This window comes from Paraburkholderia acidipaludis NBRC 101816, assembly GCF_000684975.1.
In the GTDB taxonomy this organism is placed as follows: Bacteria; Pseudomonadota; Gammaproteobacteria; order Burkholderiales; family Burkholderiaceae; genus Paraburkholderia; species Paraburkholderia acidipaludis.
The window spans coordinates 181,582-201,551 of sequence record NZ_BAXZ01000009.1 but is presented as its reverse complement, the minus strand read 5'-3'; the positions used below and the strand labels follow the sequence as shown (position 1 = coordinate 201,551).

Annotated in this window: 18 protein-coding genes; 10 read left to right on the top strand and 8 right to left on the bottom strand. The window is 64.0% G+C overall.

All coding sequences use genetic code 11. The features are described 5' to 3' along the window. Nucleotides 1–296 precede the first annotated feature (296 nt). Entirely contained in the window at nt 297–548 is a 252-nt protein-coding gene (locus tag BAC01S_RS31200; protein WP_043202088.1) for a DUF2964 family protein, read from the top strand. Between the two features lie 488 nt (nt 549–1,036). Next, nucleotides 1,037–1,441, top strand: a complete 405-nt coding sequence (locus tag BAC01S_RS12810) for a helix-turn-helix domain-containing protein (protein ID WP_027795123.1) — start codon at nt 1,037–1,039, stop codon at nt 1,439–1,441. Nucleotides 1,442–1,496: 55 nt separating this feature from the next. On the opposite strand, the gene BAC01S_RS31195 is transcribed toward BAC01S_RS12810, so the two are convergent. Continuing rightward, nucleotides 1,497–3,086 carry a GGDEF domain-containing protein gene (locus BAC01S_RS31195; RefSeq protein WP_245616583.1) on the bottom strand — a complete coding sequence of 530 codons (1,590 nt, stop codon included), beginning with the start codon at nt 3,084–3,086 and terminating at the stop codon, nt 1,497–1,499. A gap of 213 nt (nt 3,087–3,299) precedes the next feature. Between BAC01S_RS31195 and BAC01S_RS12800 the strand changes: the two genes are divergently transcribed. After that, complete coding sequence (locus BAC01S_RS12800; RefSeq protein ID WP_027795122.1) at nt 3,300–4,886, top strand: inorganic phosphate transporter; 1,587 nt, start codon at nt 3,300–3,302, stop codon at nt 4,884–4,886. Nucleotides 4,887–4,978: 92 nt separating this feature from the next. On the opposite strand, the gene ppk2 is transcribed toward BAC01S_RS12800, so the two are convergent. The 3 genes from ppk2 to BAC01S_RS31190 all read right to left on the bottom strand — a co-directional run bounded on the left by ppk2 (nt 4,979) and on the right by BAC01S_RS31190 (nt 7,200). After that, entirely contained in the window at nt 4,979–5,911 is a 933-nt protein-coding gene (gene ppk2 / locus BAC01S_RS12795) for a polyphosphate kinase 2 (protein ID WP_027795121.1), read from the bottom strand. 147 nt (nt 5,912–6,058) lie between these two features. Next, nucleotides 6,059–6,436: a VOC family protein gene (locus BAC01S_RS12790; RefSeq protein ID WP_027795120.1), complete on the bottom strand. Its 378-nt coding sequence runs from the start codon at nt 6,434–6,436 to the stop codon at nt 6,059–6,061. Then, nucleotides 6,421–7,200, bottom strand: coding sequence for a TetR/AcrR family transcriptional regulator (locus BAC01S_RS31190; RefSeq protein WP_084168563.1), 780 nt, complete (start codon nt 7,198–7,200; stop codon nt 6,421–6,423). Before BAC01S_RS31190 ends, BAC01S_RS12790 begins: the two co-directional genes overlap by 16 nt. A gap of 166 nt (nt 7,201–7,366) precedes the next feature. Between BAC01S_RS31190 and BAC01S_RS31185 the strand changes: the two genes are divergently transcribed. Continuing rightward, nucleotides 7,367–8,785 carry a carotenoid oxygenase family protein gene (locus tag BAC01S_RS31185; RefSeq protein WP_245616582.1) on the top strand — a complete coding sequence of 473 codons (1,419 nt, stop codon included), beginning with the start codon at nt 7,367–7,369 and terminating at the stop codon, nt 8,783–8,785. On the opposite strand, the gene BAC01S_RS12775 is transcribed toward BAC01S_RS31185, so the two are convergent. Continuing rightward, complete coding sequence (locus BAC01S_RS12775; RefSeq protein ID WP_156954402.1) at nt 8,691–9,521, bottom strand: GGDEF domain-containing protein; 831 nt, start codon at nt 9,519–9,521, stop codon at nt 8,691–8,693. The genes BAC01S_RS31185 and BAC01S_RS12775 overlap by 95 nt on opposite strands. Nucleotides 9,522–9,842: 321 nt before the next feature. Between BAC01S_RS12775 and BAC01S_RS12765 the strand changes: the two genes are divergently transcribed. From BAC01S_RS12765 to BAC01S_RS12740, 6 genes are read left to right on the top strand one after another with little or no spacing between them, the layout of a single operon-like run. Then, nucleotides 9,843–12,644, top strand: a complete 2,802-nt coding sequence (locus BAC01S_RS12765; RefSeq protein WP_027795118.1) for a monovalent cation/H+ antiporter subunit A — start codon at nt 9,843–9,845, stop codon at nt 12,642–12,644. Next, nucleotides 12,644–12,976: a Na+/H+ antiporter subunit C gene (locus tag BAC01S_RS12760; protein ID WP_027795117.1), complete on the top strand. Its 333-nt coding sequence runs from the start codon at nt 12,644–12,646 to the stop codon at nt 12,974–12,976. The genes BAC01S_RS12765 and BAC01S_RS12760 overlap by 1 nt, the downstream gene beginning before the upstream one ends. Beyond that, on the top strand, nt 12,973–14,646 hold the full coding sequence (locus tag BAC01S_RS12755; protein ID WP_027795116.1) for a monovalent cation/H+ antiporter subunit D: 1,674 nt from the start codon (nt 12,973–12,975) through the stop codon (nt 14,644–14,646). The genes BAC01S_RS12760 and BAC01S_RS12755 overlap by 4 nt, the downstream gene beginning before the upstream one ends. Before the next feature lie 2 nt (nt 14,647–14,648). Further along, nucleotides 14,649–15,143 carry a Na+/H+ antiporter subunit E gene (locus tag BAC01S_RS12750; RefSeq protein WP_027795115.1) on the top strand — a complete coding sequence of 165 codons (495 nt, stop codon included), beginning with the start codon at nt 14,649–14,651 and terminating at the stop codon, nt 15,141–15,143. Then, nucleotides 15,137–15,412 (top strand): K+/H+ antiporter subunit F, encoded by a 276-nt coding sequence (locus BAC01S_RS12745; RefSeq protein WP_027795114.1) that lies wholly within the window; start codon nt 15,137–15,139, stop codon nt 15,410–15,412. The genes BAC01S_RS12750 and BAC01S_RS12745 overlap by 7 nt, the downstream gene beginning before the upstream one ends. A 14-nt stretch (nt 15,413–15,426) precedes the next feature. Next, on the top strand, nt 15,427–15,825 hold the full coding sequence (locus BAC01S_RS12740; RefSeq protein WP_027795113.1) for a Na+/H+ antiporter subunit G: 399 nt from the start codon (nt 15,427–15,429) through the stop codon (nt 15,823–15,825). Between the two features lie 135 nt (nt 15,826–15,960). On the opposite strand, the gene BAC01S_RS34615 is transcribed toward BAC01S_RS12740, so the two are convergent. From BAC01S_RS34615 to BAC01S_RS12725, 3 genes are all read right to left on the bottom strand, one after another. Further along, nucleotides 15,961–16,533, bottom strand: a complete 573-nt coding sequence (locus tag BAC01S_RS34615) for a hypothetical protein (protein WP_156954401.1) — start codon at nt 16,531–16,533, stop codon at nt 15,961–15,963. Then, on the bottom strand, nt 16,533–18,869 hold the full coding sequence (locus BAC01S_RS31180; protein ID WP_043202084.1) for a M23 family metallopeptidase: 2,337 nt from the start codon (nt 18,867–18,869) through the stop codon (nt 16,533–16,535). The genes BAC01S_RS34615 and BAC01S_RS31180 overlap by 1 nt, the downstream gene beginning before the upstream one ends. Nucleotides 18,870–19,019: 150 nt before the next feature. Next, entirely contained in the window at nt 19,020–19,931 is a 912-nt protein-coding gene (locus BAC01S_RS12725) for a LysR family transcriptional regulator (RefSeq protein WP_027795112.1), read from the bottom strand. Between the last annotated feature and the right edge of the window lie 39 nt (nt 19,932–19,970).

Genomic DNA, 19,970 nt, shown 5'->3' with positions numbered 1-19,970 from the left:
CACAAAAAGCGCGCGCAAAAAAAAGACCGCCGAGACAATCGGCGGTCAACAGGGGACGTGAAGAACAACCGCGAATCGACTATCGAATCGACCCGACGGCTCCATCATGGCGACCCAAAATTAAGGCAAACTTAAACGCCGCTCAAACCGGGCAATAACTTTTCGGCGGCAAGCGCGAACCGCCTCAAGGCGCACAAAAATGGGCTCGCTATAATCGGTTTGTCACAAAGATTCCGGCGCATTCAGGTCGTCCTGCATCCATCGGATGTCCGTCAACCCTGATAGAAGAGCCGCCCATGAGATTCGATCAGCTCAAGGAAGGTGCCGGCGCCGAACGGCGTCATCGGCTATGGAGCAAGATACGCATCTTCGTGGCGGCCATGGGCACGCTTGGCGCCGCCGCCGGCATAGCAATCGCCGTGTTCGGGCTCGTCCAGTTCAATCATCGCGAAGTGATCGCGGGTGTGGCCGTGATCATCGTCTCGACGGCGGTGTACGTGTCTATCCTCGTGCGCGACCGCAATCGCGTCGACGAAGACATCGGCTAACTTGCATCCGCGCGAGGCGGCATCAGGTCAGACTTAAATCATCGACTAACGCGAAAGCGGAATACGAAACGCTCGTACGCATTGTTCCGCAATCCGGTCCGATTGATTTTGCCGATAGTCCACGATAATCCACAAGTCAAGCAGACTATTTTTTGCGGGACTATACACATTCCCAACAAAAACATTTATTAATATTCGCTGCGGAGCGCAAGCGCGTACCGCCCGCACCCCACCAGGGGCGCAACACTTCGCCGTCCGCTACAGGCCAGGCGTGATCCGTTGCCGACGCAAGGCCGTGGCAAGCGACAAGAGCCACATGCAGGAACCGGGGTTGACAGCTTGCATGGAACCCGAATCAGCACTGAAGCTAACTCGGGCCGACAGCTGTGCATGGGGTCCGGATAAGCGCTAAAGCGCTAACCCGGATCGACAGGAGCGGCACATCCGCTATGCCGCATGACCGGAATCTTTCGTCGACGAGTGATCACATGCTTACCCGAACCGAGGACTTGCCGAGCGTCACGAGAAGAATGGCCGCGGGCCAGATGCTTATCGAAGGCGCGACCGTCAACGTAGTCGCTGATTCCCTGCACCTTTCCGCCCAGACCGTGCGCCGTTACAAAACGATCGTCGAGGATGGCGGCCTCGCCGCGCTCAAACAGATGAGCGTGGGCGGCCGGCCTTCCGTGCTCGACCAGGCCGCGCTGGTCTGGATCGCGGGCGCGCTGCACGGTTCCGCGCGCGACCACGGTTTCCCGAGCGACGCATGGACCAACAGCCGCGTGCGCGAATTGATCGGCCGCCAGTTCGGCGTGCACTACTCGCGCGTCTACACCTGGCAGATCGTGTCGAATCTCGGCCTCGGCCATCGTCTGTCGAAATCGGCGCGCTAACCCGCGTCCGACCCGCCTTTGCCTCTCATTCCCCCGCAGGCCGCCCGGCGCGTGATCAGGCCGCGGCCTGCGGGCCCGTATTGGCCGGCTCGACGCCCTCCCCGCCCCACCACTGCGCTTTCACCTGATTGCGGCCGCCCTCCTTGGCCGCGTAGAGCAGGCGGTCGGCGGCAGCCAGCAGTTGCGCGGCGCTGCCGCCTTGCGGCGGGTTGCAGCTCGTGCAACCCACGCTCACCGTAACGCGGCCGTAGTGCGACCCGCTGTGCGCGAGGTTCGCCGACTCGATGCGCCTGCGAATCTTCTCCGCGATCTTCGCGGCGCTCTCGAGCGCCGTGCCGGGCAGCACCACGGTGAACTCCTCGCCGCCATAACGCGCAGCCATGTCCGACGTGCGCCGCGTGCCCGCCGCAATGCGCTCGGCCACGAGCGTCAGCACATCGTCGCCGGCGGCATGGCCGTAGGTGTCGTTGAAAATCTTGAAGTGGTCGATGTCGAAGAACAGCACCGAAAGCGGCTCGTGCTCGCGCATCGCGCGCTGCCATTCCGAAGCGAGGCGGCTGTCCAGCGCGCGGCGATTCGCGAGCCCCGTGAGCGGGTCGGTCACGGCGAGCCGCATCAACTCGCCTTCCGCGATCGCCTTGTCGCGCAGCGCGAAAGCCAGCACCCAGGAAACGACTACCCAGGCGCCGCCGAACAGGACCGTCATGACAATGGCGAACCAGGCGCGCCGGCGCCACGGCAGGAGCACGTCGTCGACGGCCGGCGCAATGGCCACGATCAGCGGCGTATTGCCGATGTGCTCCCACGTGTAGATGTGCATCCTGCCGTCCACCAGCGAGCGCCCGGTATAGGTGCCCGACGGCCGCCGCGAAATGATCGCGTAGTTCGGCGAGTCGGCGTAGCTCGCGCCCACGGCACGCAGCCCCGGCGGCTTGCTGGCGAGCATCGTGCCGTCCTGCATCAGGATGAACACGCCGCCGTGGCGGCCCACGTCGATGCGCGCCAGCAGGTGCTGGAAATACTCCAGCCGCACGGCCAGCAGCGCCACGCCGGCGAACTGGCCTTCGCGCCCGTTGATGCGCCGCGACAGCGCGATCGTCGGCACGCCGCCGCGCAGACGCGAGAAAAGCGGCTTCGAAACGAAGAGGCCGATATTCGGGCTGCGCGCCTGGGCGAGGAAATAGTCGCGGTCGGAGAGCAGGACGCCGGCCGCCGCGCCGCCGTTCTGCGAAGCGGCCACGCGGCCGTCGGCGCCGATCACGTAGGCGCCGCCGAGCGACGATGCCGCCGTCGCCCGGTTGAACAGCACCTGCTGGCGCAGCGCCTCGGGCAACGCCCAGGTTTGCGGCTCCTGCGCGCCCGTCACCACGGCCTGAAGCGCGAGATCGTAGATTTCGACGTTGCGCGCAATATCGCTGCTGGCGATCCGCACGATGTTGCGCGAATTCTCCGCGGCATGGTTCAGCTCCTCCGAACGGCCGCTGTCGATCGCCGCGAACGTCACCCCCGCCATGACCGTCGCCACGAGCGTGCCCGACATGCCGCCGAAAAGCGGATGCCTGCCGATCAGCCACATCGCCTGCCTGCCGCGCGCGAGCCACCACCGGCGTGCGCGATGACGTAGCGCGAGAACCCGCTTTGGCACTGTTGCGATCCTCCTTGGTGACGCAACGCCGGCCCGCGCCGGGCGAAACCGGGCCTTGATGCGCTCTGGCGCATCGAGAGGTATACGTCTGATGTTTTCGGTCCCGACCCTGCGGCGAACCTTGCATACAACTGTCATCAACCAGACACGACAGCAAGCGATGATCGGTACGTAGCATTTGCCGATTTTTTACGCACAAGGAGCCTGCTGGCCATGCCGGATATTTCCCTGTCTCCGCAACCGGGCGCAGCCCAGCCGCGCGGCCGCAATGCGAGCATGCTCGCCTTCTTCGCTGTCATTGCCCTCGGCATAGGCTATGTCGGCGTGCATCTGTCCGACGACCTCTCGCCCATCCACCAAAGCTCCGTGCTGCCCTGGGTGCTGCTGGGCTTCGCGCTCCTGATCGCCCTCGGCTTCGAGTTCGTCAACGGCTTCCACGATACCGCGAATGCGGTCGCGACCGTCATCTACACGCACTCGCTCGAGCCGCATCTCGCCGTGATCTGGTCGGGCTGCTGGAATTTCCTGGGGGTGCTGACTTCCACGGGTGCCGTCGCGTTCGGCATCCTGCAGTTGCTCCCCGTCGAACTGATTCTCCAGGTGGGCAGCAGCGCCGGCTTCGCGATGGTGTTCGCGCTCCTCATTGCCGCCATCATCTGGAATCTGGGCACCTGGTACTTCGGCCTGCCGTCGTCCAGCTCGCATACGCTCGTGGGCTCGATCATCGGCGTGGGCCTCATGAACCAGATGATGCACGGCGCGTCCGGCACGAGCGGCGTGGACTGGAGCCAGGCGATGGGCGTGGGCAAGGCGCTGCTGTTTTCGCCGCTGGTCGGCTTCCTGCTTTCCGCCCTGCTGCTCCTCATCCTCAAGGCCGTGGTGCGCGTGCCCGAGCTCTATGCGGAGCCGAAGGGCAACGAGCCGCCGCCGTTCTGGATCCGAGCGCTGCTGATCCTCACCTGCACGGGCGTTTCGTTCGCGCACGGCTCGAACGACGGCCAGAAGGGCATGGGCCTCATCATGCTGATCCTGATCGGCACGGTGCCCACGGCCTACGCGCTCAACAAGGCCGTCACGCCGGAGCAGACGCAGACCTACCTCGCCGTCGCCCAGCAGGCCGCGCGCACGCTCGACAGGTACGCGAACGGCGTGGCCGTGCCGGCCCAGCCTCGCGACGAAGTCGAGCGCTATATCAGCTCGCGCCAGCTCACGCCGGCAACGGTCCCGGCGCTCGCCGCGCTCGCCACGCAAGTGGGCGAGCAGGTGGGCGGCTACGGCTCGATCTCGAACGTGCCGCAGTCGATCGTCGATAACGTGCGCAACAACATGTACCTCGCTTCGGAAGCGATCCGCCTCATGGAGAAGAGCAAGCAGCCCGCCTTCTCCGCCGTCGACGCCAAGGCCATCGACAACTTCCGCACCGCGACCGACCACGCCACCAAGTTCATCCCGACGTGGGTGAAGGTGGCGGTGGCGATCGCGCTCGGACTCGGCACCATGGTGGGCTGGAAGCGCATCGTCGTGACGGTGGGCGAGCGCATCGGCAAGCAGCACCTCACCTACGGTCAGGGCGCCTCGGCGGAAGTGGTCGCGATGGCGACGATCGGCATGGCCGACGTGTACGGCCTGCCCGTCTCCACCACGCACGTGCTGGCCTCGGGCGTGGCCGGCACGATGGCGGCGAACGGCTCGGGCCTGCAATGGAGCACGGTGCGCAGCCTGATCCTCGCATGGGTGCTCACGCTGCCCGCTTCGATCGCGCTCGCCGCAGGGCTTTACTGGGTGTTCCGCCACGTCTGAGCAGGCGCTGCGCCGCAACGAAAAAACGCCGCGCTCCGGTTGGAGCGCGGCGTTTGCGTTTGGGGCGTCGCGTAGCGCTGTCGCGCCGGAGATCAATACACGTCCGGCACGATCATGTTATCGGGCACCGGCTGGCGGATATAGTCCGGATGATGCTCGCGCGCGGGCAGCGTCACCTGCGGATGCTCGATCTCGTGATACGGCACCTGGCTCAGCAGGTGGCTGATGCAGTTCAGGCGCGCGCGCTTCTTGTCCACGCCCTGCACGACCCACCACGGCGCCTCCGGAATATGCGAGCGCTGCAGCATGACTTCCTTCGCCTGCGTGTACATCTCCCAGCGGCGGCGGCTTTCGAGATCCATCGGGGAAAGCTTCCACTGCTTGAGCGGATCGTCGATGCGGCTCTGGAAGCGGATCTCCTGCTCGTCGTCCGTAATGGAGAACCAGTATTTGAGGATCTGGATGCCGCTTCTCACGAGCATCTTCTCGAACTCGGGCACGGAGCGGAAGAACTCTTCGTATTCGTCCTCAGTGCAGAAGTTCATCACGCGCTCCACGCCCGCGCGGTTGTACCAGCTGCGGTCGAACAGCACCATCTCGCCGCCCGCCGGCAAATGCTGGACGTAGCGCTGGAAATACCATTGCGTGCGCTCGCGGTTGCTCGGCGCGGGCAGCGCGGCCACGCGGCACATGCGCGGGTTCAGGCGCTGCGTGATGCGCTTGATGACGCCGCCCTTGCCCGCCGCGTCGCGGCCTTCGAAGATCACCACCATGCGGTGGCCCGTGCTCACGATCCAGTCCTGCAGCTTCACGAGTTCGCCCTGCAGACGGATCAGCTCGCGGAAATAGACACGGCGCAGCTCGCGCGCGTCGTCGCCGATATGCAGGCCCGTGTGGTGGAGATGGTCGTCGACCTCCATTTCGAGCTCTTCGTCGTAGGCGTCGATCAGCTCCTCGTCGAGCCGGCGGCGGCGGTCCTGCTCGGCGTCCTGCTCGGCGTCCAGTTCGCGGTCGGTTTCGTTCATGGCGACTCTCCTGTGTCGGTCAAATGGCTATCCACATCGCTCGTGCAGCGACGGTATCGCAGCACTATCGGCGCTACGGGTGTCATTCGTATTTCAAACGCATGGATAGGGTGCGCGCAAGCGCCTTCGCGCCCGCATGCGCCAGGCTCATCCGAGCGGCTTCGCAAAGCTCAGTTCGTGGCCGTCGGAGTCGAGCAGATGGAAATAACGCTCGCCCCACGGCGCGTCCCGCGGCGCAAATTCGGGCGTGTGGCCGGCCGCGAGCGCCTCGCGGTAAAACGCGTCCACGTCGCGGACGTAAAGAATCACGCGCCCCCAACCCGCAATGGGACCATGCGGGCCTTCGAGCAGGTTCAGATAGCCCGGCGAGACCTCGCCCAGCACGAACGAAGCAAATCCCGGCACCGCGGGACCCGAACGCTGCAGGAAGCCGAGCGACTCGTAAAAGCGCACCGAACGCCCGATTTCGCTGACGGTCAGCGTCACGGCGCTCAGCGACTCGATTTGCGTTACGCGTTCTTGCATGCTGCCTGCTCCTCTGTCGCCTGCCGGCCGGTCGAGTCGGCCTTCGGCGGCGAGGCCGCCACGCTGCGCCGCACGATCCCCATCTGCTCGATCACGGCATCGACGAGTTCTTGCGGATCCCGAAACGTATCGGTGGCGGCTGCGATCCGCGTGAGACGGTGGTCGATGAGCAGCGAGGCGAGCCCGTGCACGTAGGCCCATAGCGCGGTCATTGCCACCGCTTGCGGGCCGCTCAATTCGGCAAAAGCGTCGGGCGCGGGCGATGAAGGCGGCGAGCCGGCTACGCCGGCCAGCTCGCGAGCGGACAGGCGCCGCGCCTCCACGAGCGACGGCCGTTCGGCATCCAGCAATTCGTTGCGCGCCATCAGGCGAAACAGATCGGGGTGGTTCACGGCAAAGTCGACATAGCCGCGCGCGGTTGCCCGGCTGCGCGCTTCGTCCTCCTCCACGCCCCGGGCGCGCTCGATCATGGACGCAGCCAGGCGGCGGTGCCCGGTCGCGGCCAGCTCGCTCAACACGCCCGTCGTATCGCCGAAATGGTGCTGCGGGGCCGTGTGCGACACCCCTGCTTCGCGGGCGATTGCCCGCAGCGTGAGACCGCGCAGACCGTCGCGCCGCAGCACGGTTTCCGCCGCGCGCAACAGCGCGTCGGGCAGCGAGCCGTGATGGTAGCGCCGCGCCGGCGCCGGTTCGCCCCCTGGTTCATTCCCTGTGCTGCTCGTTCGGGCGGCCGCCGTGCCCTCTGCCCGGATCTTCTTCTGCATGATGGACTTCAACTACGCAATTGATTTCTCCAATGGAAAAATATCTTGACCATGTTCGGCGGCCAAGTCAAAATCTTTCCACTGGAAACATTGGGTAGACACCACTACCTGACCGCACTCGACGACCGAACCCGCCAGGCTGGCCGAGCACACCCCGGAGATCATCGTGTCATTGCCCTTTCCCACCGACGAGCCCTTTCTCAGCGGCTACTACGCGCCGCTGCACATGGAATGCGACGCGGCCAGTCTGCCGATCACCGGCACCCTGCCGAAGGCGCTGCGCGGCACGCTCTACCGTAACGGACCGAATCCGCAATTCGCGCCGCGCGGGCCGTACCACTGGTTCTCGGGCGACGGCATGCTGCACGCGTTCCAGATCGAAGACGGGCGCGTGTCCTATCGCAATCGTTGGGTGCGCACGCCCAAGTGGGTCATGGAGCACGACCATGGAGAGGGCCTCTCGGGCTCGCTGTCGCACCGGCACCTGAGCGACCCGGCCCTGCGCGAACTCAACTCCACGGTGGCCAACACCAACGTCGTCTGGCACGGCCGCCGCCTGCTCGCGCTCGAAGAAGCACACGCGCCGTTCGAAGTGGACCCGTTCACGCTGGCGCCGCGAGGCTACTATCGCTACGACGGCAAACTGCCGGGCGCGATGACGGCGCATCCGAAATGCGATCCCGTTACCGGCGAACTGATCTTCTTCGCTTATGCCGCGAGCGGCCCCTTCACCCGCGACCTCGTGCTTCACGTGGCCGACCGCGAAGGCCGGCTGCAACGGAGCGTGCATTTCGCGGCGCCGTTCCCGAGCATGGTTCACGACTTCGCCGTCACGCGCACGCATATCCTCTTCCCGGTCTTTCCGCTGACGGGCTCCATGGACCGGGCGACGGACGGGCTCCCGCCCTATGCGTGGGAGCCCGACAAGGGCACGCACATCGGCATTCTGCCCCGCAACGGCACCGCCGACGACGTGCGCTGGCTGCGCACCGACCCGTGCTTCGTTTTCCACGTCATGAACGCCTTCGACGCCGGCGAGCAGATCGTCTGCGACGTGATGAAATACGACGCCGCTCCGCTTTTTCCGCGGCCCGACGGCACGCCTGTGGGAAACGAGCCGCCGCAGGCGCGACTCGTGCGCTGGACCCTCGATCCGCACAAGACGGCAAGCGTTGGCGAGCAGTTACTGGACGATCGTCCCGGCGAATTTCCGCGCTTCGACGAGCGCTTCGCGATGTCGCGCTACCGGCACGGCTACTTCAGTTCCGCACCGGCGACGGAAGGCGCGAAGGGCACGCGCTCGCGCGTGGGCCTCGCGCACATCGACGTGGCCACCGGCCATACCGCGGAATGGCTGCCCGACCTCGGCGACTACTGCAGCGAACCGGTGTTTGTCGAGCGCCATGCGGATGCCGCGGAAGGCGACGGCTGGCTGCTCGCCGCCGTCTGGCGCGGCAAGGAAAACCGCAGCGATCTTGCGGTATTCGACGCTACCGACATTGCAGCCGGCCCGGTTGCCCTTGCGCATCTGTCCCACCGCGTGCCGGCGGGCTTTCATGGCAACTGGCGCAGCGCCGCCGGCTGATCTCGTGCGCGGAGGATGCGCCTCGGCAGCAGTACGAAACAACGCGCAGAGCGGCATCCCCCGCGCCCGCTATCGAACCGTGGAAGCGACGGGCATCCGGAGGTCCGCGTCGGCGAACGCCGTCTGGCCGTTGCCGCGCGACTTGGCCTGGTACATGGCGCCGTCGGCGGCGCGCATCAAGGTTCGGGCGTTGCGCGGGGCGAGCCAGCGTATCGCCGCGCCGCATCTGACTGGCCAGCGTGATGGCGAAACTGCGGAGCAATTCGTCCCCCACCGCATGCCCGTGATCGTCGTTCACTTCCTTGAAGCCATCGAGGTCGATGAGCAGCAACGCCGCATGAACGGCACCGGCGCCTCGAACGGCGAGCGTGCGGACTATGGCCTGTTCGAGCCGGGCGCGGTTGCTCAAGCCGGTCAACGGATCGGTGGCCGCCTGCTTTTCGAGCCGGTACACCAGCACCGCGAGGTAGAGCGATGTCGCGGCGACGCTCAGCATCAGGCCCGCGCCGGCCGCAACGTTCGCACGCCACCACGGTTGCCAGTGCGTCAGTCCGGCGAAACCGCAGAACGCCACCACGCACGAGAGCGCCAGCATGCTTCGGCCGTAACGGCATCCGGCGCCGACGAGAAACCAGAAAACGACCCATAGAAGCGGCAGCGCGGCCTCGCCGCCGACGGCCAGCGCCGTCATCAGCACGGCCTGATCGGCAAACGTGGCGAGCGTCAACCTGAGCATCGAGCGCGCCGGGCGCAACGTCGTGGCAAGCCAGGTGGCCGCGCCGAATACGCCTTGTCCGGACCAGGATTAAAAGTCCCCCTCGCCCATGCCAGCCACCCCCGCCCGTATTCCGTAGTTATCGACCGGTAGTCTAACGCGCCCGCATGTCCGAGCGTGTCCGATTGTCGACGCCACGAGGCATTCACGCGCCACTCATGCCACCTGAATGAACCCGGGCTCCGTTTGCGGCTATGATCGTGACCTACGGCGCCCTGGCACGCGCGGCGTCCCCGTTCCCCTGCCCATCCGTCACGCACACGATCAACTGGAGATAACCGCATGGTATTGGGGTGGCTCGTCGTTCTCCCGTTCGTGGCGGCGGCGCTCGTTGCGATGGCGATGCAGTTCGCACGACCGCTTGCGACGTGGATCGCATTCGCCGCAGCGCTCCTCGGTCTCGGGCTGCTCGCGAGCAAGCGGGTGGGCATGCCGACTTACGGCGTCCTGCAATGGCGCCACGACTGGGTGCCCGAGCTCGGTCTCGCGCTGAGCCTGCGACTCGACGGCCTCTCGTTCATGTTCGCGCTGCTGGTGCTCGCCATCGGCCTGCTCGTGTTCGTCTACGCGCGCTACTACCTCGCCGGCAGCGAATCACTGCCGCGTCTTTACCTGCTCCTGCTGCTTTTCATGGGCGCGATGCTTGGCCTCGTGCTCTCGAACAATCTGCTGCTGCTCGTGATCTTCTGGGAATTGACGAGCCTCGTCTCGTTCCTCTTGATCGGCTTCTGGCCGTCCCGTCCCGACGCCCGGCGCGGCGCGCGCATGGCCCTCACCATCACGGGCGCGGGCGGCCTCGCGCTGCTGGGCGCGATGCTGCTGCTCGGGCACGTGTGCGGCAGCTACGAGCTCACCGACGTGCTGGCGCAGGCCGGCAACGTGCAGAAGAATCCGCTCTATCCGGTGATCCTGCTGCTCCTGCTGTTCGCGGCGTTCACGAAGTCGGCGCAGTTCCCGTTCCACTTCTGGCTGCCGCATGCGATGTCCGCGCCCACACCGGTCTCCGCCTACCTTCACTCGGCCACGATGGTGAAGGCCGGCGTGTTCCTGCTCGCCCGCTTCTACCCCGTGCTCGAAGGCACGGACTGGTGGTTCTACGTCGTGAGCCTCGCCGGTCTCGTGACGCTCACGGGCGGCGCGGCCATGGCGCTCGTGCAGCGCGACCTCAAGGGCCTGCTCGCGTATTCGACAATCAGCCACCTCGGCCTCATCATTCTGCTGTTCGGTCTGGACACCGAACTCTCCACCGTCGCCGCGCTCTTTCACACCTTCAACCACGCGGTGTTCAAGGCCTCGCTGTTCATGGCCGCGGGCATCATCGACCACGAAACCGGCACCCGCGACCTCGGCCGGCTGCGCGGCCTGCACCGCCATCTGCCGTGGACCGCGGCGCTCGCGGGCGTGGCCTCGCTGGCCATGGCGGGCGTGCCGCTCCTCAACGGCTTTCTCTCGAAGGAAATGTTCTTCGGCGAAACGCTCGCGCAGGGCCTCTTCGGCGAATTCAACTGGGTCATTCCGGCGCTCGCCGTGGTGGCGGCCGGGCTCTCGGTGGCGTACTCGCTGCGCTTCGTCTACGGCGTCTTCTGGGACGGCGCCACCCCGCGCGACCTGCCGCAATATCCGCCGCACGAGCCGCCGCGCTTCATGCGTTTGCCTGTGGAAATTCTCGTCGTGCTGTGTCTGCTGGTCGGCCTCTTTCCGCAGCAGACCATCGGCCGGATGCTCGAATCGGCGGCATGGTTCGCGCTGGGCGGCTCGCTGCCCACTTATAGCCTGAGCATCTGGCACGGGTTCAACCTGCCGCTCGTGATGAGCGTGGTCTCGTTCGCCGCCGGCGCGCTGCTGTTCTTCTTTCGCCGCGACGCCTTCCGCCACCATCGCTCCAGGCTCTCCGAAATGAATGCGAGCGAAGGCTTCGACCGCATCGTGCAGCATCTGGAAGAAGCTGCCGCCGTGGTGGTGCGCATATTCGAGAACGGCTCGCTGCCGTCCTATCTCGCGTGGATGGTGGCCGCGATGATCGTCGTGCCGGGCGCCGCGCTGCTCGCCCTCCCTCAGTTCGGCGGTGCGCTCGCGCTCACGCAAGTCGATCCGGTCACGTTCATCGGTCTCGTGCTGACCGCACTCTGCGCCCTCGCCGTCGTGCACGTTCGCACCCATACGCTCTATGCGCTCATCATCCTGAGCACCTGCGGCCTCTTCGTGACGCTCGCGTTCGCGCGCTTCTCCGCTCCCGACCTCGCGCTCACGCAGATCTCCGTGGAAGTCGTCACCGTCCTGCTGCTCGTGCTCGCCATCTACTTCCTGCCCGACGAACAACGCGTGATCGAGCCGGTCCCGGCGCGCGTGCGCAACGGCGTGCTCGCGATTGCGGGCGGCGCGCTGCTGGGCGGCGTCGCTTATGCCGTGATGACGCGACCGGCCGGCGCCGGCATCGCGCCGTTCTTCCTCGCGAATGCGCTGCCCGGCAGCGGCGGACACAACGTCGTGAACGTGATCCTCGTGGACTTTCGCGGCTTCGACACGATGGTCGAAGTCAGCGTGCTGGTCGTCGCGGGTCTCGCCGTCAAGGCGCTCCTGCGCGGGCTGCGGCTCCCGCCGCCCGCCACGGGGCCCGGAGGCTTGCCGTGGTCGTCGCAATCGCATCCGCTATTGCTCGCCCTGCTCGCGCGCCTCATGCTGCCGCTCACCGTGCTCGTCGCCATATTCGTGTTTCTGCGCGGCCACAATCTGCCCGGCGGCGGCTTCATCGCGTCGCTCATCGTCTCGGTCGCGCTGTTGCTGCAATACGTGGCGAGCGGCGTGCTGTGGGCCGAGTCGCGCATCCGCATCAACTACCGCACGCTCGCGGGCATCGGCCTGCTCGCGGCCGCGTGCACGGGCGCCGGCAGCCTTGCGTTCGGCCAGCCGTTCCTCACGAGCGCATTCGGGCATCTGCATCTGCCGCTTATCGGCGAGATCGAACTGAGCACCGCCATGCTGTTCGATCTCGGCGTGTTCTGCGCCGTGGTCGGCACCACGCTCACGATCGTCTCGCACCTCGGCACGCGCGACAAAGACCTGCAATCCGTGGAGAAAAGCTGATGGAAGCCGCCTTCGCCGCGACGATCGGCGTGCTCTGCGCCTGCGGCCTCTACCTGCTGCTGAGCGCGCGCGTGCTGCCCGTGATCCTCGGCATCACGCTGTTCTCGTATGCCGTCAATCTGTTCCTGCTCGGCATGGGACGGCTCTCCATGGGCAAGCCGCCCGTGATCGCGCCCGGCGCGCAGTATGCCGATCCTGTTCCGCAGGCGCTCGTGCTCACGGCCATCGTGATCGGCTTCGCCATGACCGCCTTCACGGTGGTGCTGGCGCTGCGCTCGCTCGCGCTCAACGGCTCCGATCACGTGGACGGCAAGGAGATCGACGGCGCATGAACCACGCCCTCATCCTGCCTATCCTGATCCCGCTCTTCGCGGCAGGCACCATCGTTGCGCTGCCGGTGCGCGCGAAGCGCCTGCAGCGCGCACTCAACGTCGTCGCCACGATCGCGCTCCTGCCGGTCGCGATCGCGCTCGCTGCGCGCGCCGCGTCGGGAGCAATCGCGACCTACTCGCTCGGCGCATGGCCTGCGCCGTTCGGCATCGTGCTGCAGCTCGATCGCCTCGGCGCGCTCATGCTCGTGCTCACCGCGGTGCTGGCGTGCTGCTGCCTGCTCGGCACCTCGAGCGCCGACGCGCGGCGCGGCCGCTACTTCCGCGCGCTATGGCAGTTCGAACTGATGGGCCTGAACGGCGCGTTCCTCGCGGGCGATGTCTTCAATCTGTTCGTGTTCTTCGAACTCCTGCTGATCGCCTCCTACGCGCTGCTGCTGCACGGCGGTGGTCGCCGACGCGTGCGCAACGGCCTGCATTACCTGCTGCTGAACCTCGTGGGCTCGTCGTTCTTCCTGATCGCGCTGGGCGTGCTGTACGGCCTCACCGGCACGCTGAACATGGCCGACATGGGCGAACGGCTCGCGCATCTCGACGCCGCCTCGCTGCCGCTCGCGCAGTTCGCGGGTGCGATGCTGATGCTCGTGTTCGGTCTGAAAGCCGCCGTGTTTCCGCTCTCGTTCTGGCTGCCGCAGGCGTACCGCAGTGCGATTGGCCCCGTGGCCGCGCTCTTTGCGATCATGACGAAGGTGGGTGTGTATGCCATGCTCCGCTGTGACGCGCTTGTGTTTGGCGGCGGCGATTCTCGGGCAGGCGGCCTGCTCGATCATTTCATGCACGACTGGGCGTGGTGGCTCGCCATCGCGACGATCGTATTCGGCGCGCTGGGCGCACTTGCCGTGTCGAGCCTCAAGACCACGACCGCGTATCTCGTGCTGGTTTCGGTAGGCCTCCTGATTGCCGCGACGACGCTGCAAAGCACGGCTGCCTGGAGCGCACTGCTCTATTACCTCATCAGCACGACGCTGTGTTCGGCGGCGCTGTTCCTGCTGGCCGACACGCTGGAGCCGGAAACACCGGAGCCGTCGGCCCACGAACCCGCCTCGCACGCCGCGCTCGACGACAGCACGGCACCCGCGCTCTCGCCCGTGGCCGACGGCGACGTGCTCGTGGCCGGGCCCGCTGTCGTGACGGAAGGGGTGGCAGAAACGGCGGCGCACAGCACGACATCGCCGTGGCCCGCGCAGACGGCAGCCTTGCTCTATCTCGTGGGCGCCGTGGGCGCGGCCGGCCTGCCGCCGCTCTCGGGCTTCCTCGGCAAGGCGATGGTGCTGGCCGCCACGCCCATCGGCAAAGCCGCCACGCTGTGGCCAGCCGTGCTGCTTTCGAGCCTCCTCCTGATCGTCGCCCTGAGCCGCACCGGTACGCGCCTGCTGTGGGCTGCCCCTGCGTCGCGGGCGTATGCGGCTGCTACACCGGTAGCACCGCGCGGCGCACGCGCCAAGCTGGCGGCGTGCGCGCTGCTGCTTGCGTGCGTCGTCGCCGCCACGCTCGGCGCGGGCCCGCTCAAGCGTTATCTGGACGCCACCGCCGCGCAGTTGCTCGATCGCGCCGCGTACGTGCACGCGGTTCTGCACACTGCTGCTGCGGCTTCGCAAGGCAACGGGAGCTGACCATGCTGAAGCGGCTCTTTCCCCACCCCTGGCTCAGCGTCGTTCTGCTCGTCTGCTGGCTATTGCTGATGAACGACGTCTCGCCCGGCAACGTCCTGCTTGGCGCGGTGCTGGGCTGCGCGATTTCGTTCGCGGTCGGCGCGGGTCTCTGGATGCGGCCCGTGCGCTTCGGGCATCCCTGGCTGCTCGCACAACTCGCGCTGCACGTGCTCTGCGACATCGTCGTCGCGAACGTCGAAGTGGCGCTGCTGGTGCTGGGCCGCCCAGAGAAGCTGCGCCCCGCCTTCATCGAAGTGCCGCTCGACAGCACGCACGAAATCGCGCTCACGGCGCTCATCAGCATCGTGTCGCTCTCGCCCGGCACGCTATGCGCCGAACTCTCGGACGACCGCACGCGCCTCGTCGTGCACGTCCTCGACCTCGGCGACGAAGCCGCGCTCGTGGCCCAGATCAAGACCCGTTATGAAGCCCCGCTGATGGAGATCTTCGCATGCTAACCATCGCCATTCCGGTCTCGTTCGCGATACTCGGCCTCGCGTTTCTGCTCACGCTCGTGCGCCTCGTGCGCGGACCCTCGCTGCCCGACCGCATCGTCGCGCTCGACACGCTCAACATCAACGCCATCGCGCTGATCGTGGTCTATGGCATCAGTCTGGGCTCCACCGTGTTCTTCGAGACGGCGCTCTTGATCGCGGTGATGGGTTTCATCGGCACCGTCGCGCTGACGAAGTATCTGCAGCGCGGCGACATCATCGAGCTGAACTGACGGGAGGACACGTTATGCAAACCGTCGTTGAAGCGATCGTCAGCGTGCTGCTGCTGTTGGGGAGCCTGTTCATGCTGATCGGCGCGATCGGGCTCGCGCGCCTGCCCGACTTCTTCATGCGCCTGCACGGCCCGACCAAATCGACGACGCTCGGGGTGGGCGGCGTCGTGCTTGCGTCGGTGGTCTATTTCAGCACGCACAATAACTATGCAAGCCTGCATGAGCTGCTGATTCCGGCTTTTCTGTTTCTTACCGCGCCGATCAGCGCGCATATGCTTGCGAAGGCGGGAATTCAGCAGCGCGTGGCGCTCACGGCGGGTACGCGCGGAAGGCCGCCGGTGACAGGGGCTTGCGCCGAATCTGGAGATACATCGGCAGCGCGCTCGCAGGAAAACGATGCACGGGATGCGTGAGGAAGACTTTGGAAAATGATCCCGGGTGTAGTTTCACTGAACGATGCAGAAAGGCAGCCACGCCACCTACTGCAACAACGACATCCAATGTTGGGCGCGGGGTGGCGCTTGTGTGAAGTGTGAACCCCAAAAGGCTTAGTTTACGAATTTTATGCTATTTAGCAGCCGAATAATTTGAGGCAACACACTCTCCTCAGGATAATCGAGATACATCACTGTATCGTCTTGCCCGCATAGAGCTTGGGAATGGTGCATTATGCAAAACGTTAGCGCGCTTCTCCCCCCGTCATCCCCAACTTGATCTTGAGTAATGCCTGCACCGTCCCACCCCTGTCCGCCAAGTGGGTATAGCTTTGTGTTGACTGCCGCAGCATTGCCAGAAAAATTAATTATCCATTTTCCGTTTTCCCTTCCGATACCAGCAAGGTCAGAAAGATCGCTAATATTAACGTTATCATGACATTCGAATTGAATTTCCGTCTCAAAGCGGCGTTGAGATTTGGGGTTGACTTCAACTCTATAGTTAGCATAATGAAATGATCTATCAGTTGTTAAGGTCAGCACCCCTCCATAGGGATCACGCATTTTGAAGTGACATCCCCCGATCTCTACCTCGCGAATGACAACTTTATCAGTATTGCTTTTTTCAGCCCATACAGAGGAAGTTGAAAACAAAAGCGCAGTAAATAAAAATAAACTTATTTTCATTACATCACCCTCCGCTCAAACCCGTCCGGTCGATCCATTTGCTGCCCACTTGTGGTTGGAAAAGATATCCCATCAGCCAGAATGATCAACGCACTGGTGTAAGCTTGATATCGTGCCAATATTCCATTGACGCGAGCAATTTTTGCGGTGTCCTTCGGTGCGCTGCCAAAATTAACCGTAGCAGCTACTTGACCATAGCTTAAACAACTGTAATAAATTACAGACCGAAAAATCGGTTTGGTGATATTTTGAATTTGACGCTGCATGATCGGTGCTTTATCCGCATAAATCGCCGCCTTCATCCAGGCCCAATAGGCACCTGCACTAGTAGCTGGAGCAACAGGACCATCGGCCATATCCTCACGCCACTGAATCATTGGTGCGGTCAGCGCAGGATGTTTATTGTCTTGCAACGATACACTACTGCCTTCCTTGTCGGCCATTTTCGCAGATGCGCTTAACTCTTTCTTCAAAAAATCAGGAATTTTCCTGCCAAAAAACTCCCAATATTTTACGTAGTTATCTGGCCAGGTAAGTTGAAGAAAACCCCGACCATCCCAAGGCCAGTATTTGGCACCAGGATTACTTTCATGAAGCTTTGTGAACCATTGCGTTTCCTCTGCGGCGTTAGCGAGAAAGGCTGCCATACGCCGAGGATTAATCGTAATGCCGAATTTGCACATGGCGTCATTTAGTGAAACATAATTCTTATGCACAAGCGCTTTCATTGCCGCCGTAATTTCTATCGGCTCGGAGGTCCAGTATCCCGGCGCATGCGGGGGCTTGGCGTACCGGACTGCGGATGTTGGCAAGAGGCTGAGCAATTCGTTTTCACTGAGCCATCCACATTTTCTGAAATGCCGGATGAACGCTAGTGGATGAAAGAACCAAAGATTTCCCCCTGCAGGCAAACCTGTCACGTCCCAGAACTGGACTTCCTTGAGGTACTTGAGAAAATCCTGGTAGCCCTGCTCTCTGCCGTGATAGAACCCGCCCTCGTCGAGCAGTTTCGCGTAGCGCGTTTCGTTGTTCGTGCTGTCCCATTCGCTGGGCGCATAGCAGATAAACCCACGCAGCGCCTGCCGTACCGGCTTTTCGAGCGTGATGTAGGTTGACAGCGCCTGCATCTTCTCGGCCTCCGTCACATCCTCTATCACCGGAAGCTCGTTGCCAGGCCTGGCATCCTTGACGAGTTTTTTCAGCACGTCGATATCACACATCCCGTTGCTGTCGAAGGGCGTGTTGCCATCGGTAATCTTTTGCCAGCCCATGAATGCTGGGAAATCCGCGTCGGACAGTTTCTTGATTGCCGCGTTGCTGATATCGATGTAGCCCTGCTTCCCGCTTGCATAGGTCACGAATGCCCATGTCAGCGGAGTCGCGGTCGAAGACCGGACGCGCCCGAAGCGCAGCATCTCGTACCCGTCGCCAGGACAGGCGGCATAAAGCGCCGTCGCACGCGTATAAAGATCGTATTCGTAACCCGCTTCGGGCACTGGCTCCGGCGTCAGCAGTGTGCGGACACCGTTCGCCGCGACGCTCCAGACGTTGGTGTATTTTGTCCCGTTGCAGAAATATGTCTCGACCGCCAGCGGCAGATCGTTCTCGCCCTCCTGGCCCGCCTTGAATTCAATCCCGTGCAGTTTGTTGTCCGTCCCGGTGTAAGGCGGCTGCGCGTAAAACGTCTGCTTGCCAGGAATCATGTAGTAGGCGTTTCCCCAGCAGTCCGGGCCTGTCGGCGTTTCCGGCGTGGGATTGCCAAGCTGCGTGTGGCCGAAACAGGCAGCGAAATCATCCGGCGCCATGAAGATTTCAAAGTGCAGGTGCGTGCGCCCCTCGTAGCATCCCAGATAGCCCAGAATGTCCTTCCGCCGTACCTTTTTACCATCACCCTTTACGGCCTGTGTGACCTTCCCCTTCTGGGCGTCACCGGTCGGCATATGCAGGAAATCGGCCAGCCCCTTCGCGTCGTATCCGAACGTGTGGTACTCGGCCAGTGGCAGCAGATGCATGTACAGCGAATAGAACGTCAACTTGCGACCGTCGCCCGTTTCGGCCATGTGCTTGAGCAGAACAAAGCCCACATGACTGCTGTCCGGGTCAATCGCGTGCTGGCAGACCCGGTAGGCTACCACCTCGCCGTCGGCGATGGCATAGACCGGACCGTGCATGTCGGGTGCGAGATGAATGCCACAATGCCGACGCCGGTCAAACGCAATCGGATAGATACCGTGGAAGAGTTCAAACTCGTCAACGGCATCCATCATTGGGTCCGATTTGGCGGGGTCAAGCTTTGACGGGTCCAGTTGCGGCAGAAAAGGCGGGCTGATAATCATGGTAGAACGCGTTCCTGTTAATCGGGTGCGGATTACCCGAGACAACACTAGTGCGAACAGGAATGCAGTAGCAACAGGGCAGCCGCCAGATCTTTGTCAACGATTGTCAGCCATGCACCAGAACATTGATTATGGGCAGACACGGCGTGTTCATCTCGTCGCCGCGCCGCGCCCCGCCTTGTGCGCCTCCCCAAGCACAAAATCGATAAACGTAGACGCCGCCCGCGTACGATGCCGATTCGGCATATAAAGCATATACATGTGCGTGCCAAAGATACTAAGCCGCCACGCATCAAGCGACGTCACAATCTCCCCGCGGCGCAGATCGTCCTGAACCACATAGTCCGGCACAATCCCCACCCCAAGCCCCGCGAGAATCGACTGCCGCAGAAAAAGGAAGTTCTCCGAAATAATAGCCGGCTCAAGGAGAACCTCATGGCGTTCCTCGCCCAGATACCCCGCCAGCCGCAACTGCTTGCCCACCACCGCCGCGGTAATGACAGGCGCCGTGCCGAGCGCTTCCAGCCGCTGCGGCATGCCGTGTTCGCGCGCCCATTGCGCCGAGGCGCAAGCCACGTAGCGCACCGATCCCATGTCGCGCGCGACGAGGTTCTGCGGCGGCTCCGACATCACGCGCACGGCAATGTCGACCTCATCGCGCAACAGGTCTTCCACGCGGTTTTCGAACATCACGTCGAGCACGATGCCCGGATAAAGCCGTTTGAACTGGATCAGCCAGTCGGACATCACGAGCTGCCCGTAGCCGCTCGGCACCGATAGCCGCACGCGCCCCTGCAGGCTCTGGCCGAGCGTCGAGACCGATTCCCGCGCGGCCAGCAGCGCGTTCTGGATCGCGCGCCCGTGCTCGTAGAGCTTCAGCCCGATCTCGGTGGCCTCCACGCGGCGCGTGGTGCGCCTCACGAGCTGCAGCCCGATCGATTTTTCGAGGTGGTTGAGGTGGTAGCTGACGTTCGCACGGCTCATCTTCAGGCGCCGCGCGGCCTCGCTCAGATTCCCCGCATCGAGAATCTCCACCAGCAGGGTTAGCGCATTGACGTCCACGGCCGGCTCACTGTCAAAGATATTTTGACAGTCTGTCAA

What these genes read in the sequence shown, in the direction of transcription:
- BAC01S_RS31180 (WP_043202084.1), bottom strand. Translation starts at nt 18,869, where the DNA reads ATGATTATCAGCCCGCCTTTTCTGCCGCAACTGGACCCGTCAAAGCTT.
- BAC01S_RS12790 (WP_027795120.1), bottom strand. Translation starts at nt 6,436, where the DNA reads ATGCAAGAACGCGTAACGCAAATCGAGTCGCTGAGCGCCGTGACGCTG.
- BAC01S_RS12745 (WP_027795114.1), top strand. Translation starts at nt 15,137, where the DNA reads ATGCTAACCATCGCCATTCCGGTCTCGTTCGCGATACTCGGCCTCGCG.
- BAC01S_RS12775 (WP_156954402.1), bottom strand. Translation starts at nt 9,521, where the DNA reads ATGCTCAGGTTGACGCTCGCCACGTTTGCCGATCAGGCCGTGCTGATG.
- BAC01S_RS12750 (WP_027795115.1), top strand. Translation starts at nt 14,649, where the DNA reads ATGCTGAAGCGGCTCTTTCCCCACCCCTGGCTCAGCGTCGTTCTGCTC.
- BAC01S_RS12810 (WP_027795123.1), top strand. Translation starts at nt 1,037, where the DNA reads ATGCTTACCCGAACCGAGGACTTGCCGAGCGTCACGAGAAGAATGGCC.
- BAC01S_RS12740 (WP_027795113.1), top strand. Translation starts at nt 15,427, where the DNA reads ATGCAAACCGTCGTTGAAGCGATCGTCAGCGTGCTGCTGCTGTTGGGG.
- BAC01S_RS12765 (WP_027795118.1), top strand. Translation starts at nt 9,843, where the DNA reads ATGGTATTGGGGTGGCTCGTCGTTCTCCCGTTCGTGGCGGCGGCGCTC.
- BAC01S_RS31200 (WP_043202088.1), top strand. Translation starts at nt 297, where the DNA reads ATGAGATTCGATCAGCTCAAGGAAGGTGCCGGCGCCGAACGGCGTCAT.
- ppk2 (WP_027795121.1), bottom strand. Translation starts at nt 5,911, where the DNA reads ATGAACGAAACCGACCGCGAACTGGACGCCGAGCAGGACGCCGAGCAG.
- BAC01S_RS12800 (WP_027795122.1), top strand. Translation starts at nt 3,300, where the DNA reads ATGCCGGATATTTCCCTGTCTCCGCAACCGGGCGCAGCCCAGCCGCGC.
- BAC01S_RS34615 (WP_156954401.1), bottom strand. Translation starts at nt 16,533, where the DNA reads ATGAAAATAAGTTTATTTTTATTTACTGCGCTTTTGTTTTCAACTTCC.
- BAC01S_RS31190 (WP_084168563.1), bottom strand. Translation starts at nt 7,200, where the DNA reads ATGCAGAAGAAGATCCGGGCAGAGGGCACGGCGGCCGCCCGAACGAGC.
- BAC01S_RS12760 (WP_027795117.1), top strand. Translation starts at nt 12,644, where the DNA reads ATGGAAGCCGCCTTCGCCGCGACGATCGGCGTGCTCTGCGCCTGCGGC.
- BAC01S_RS12755 (WP_027795116.1), top strand. Translation starts at nt 12,973, where the DNA reads ATGAACCACGCCCTCATCCTGCCTATCCTGATCCCGCTCTTCGCGGCA.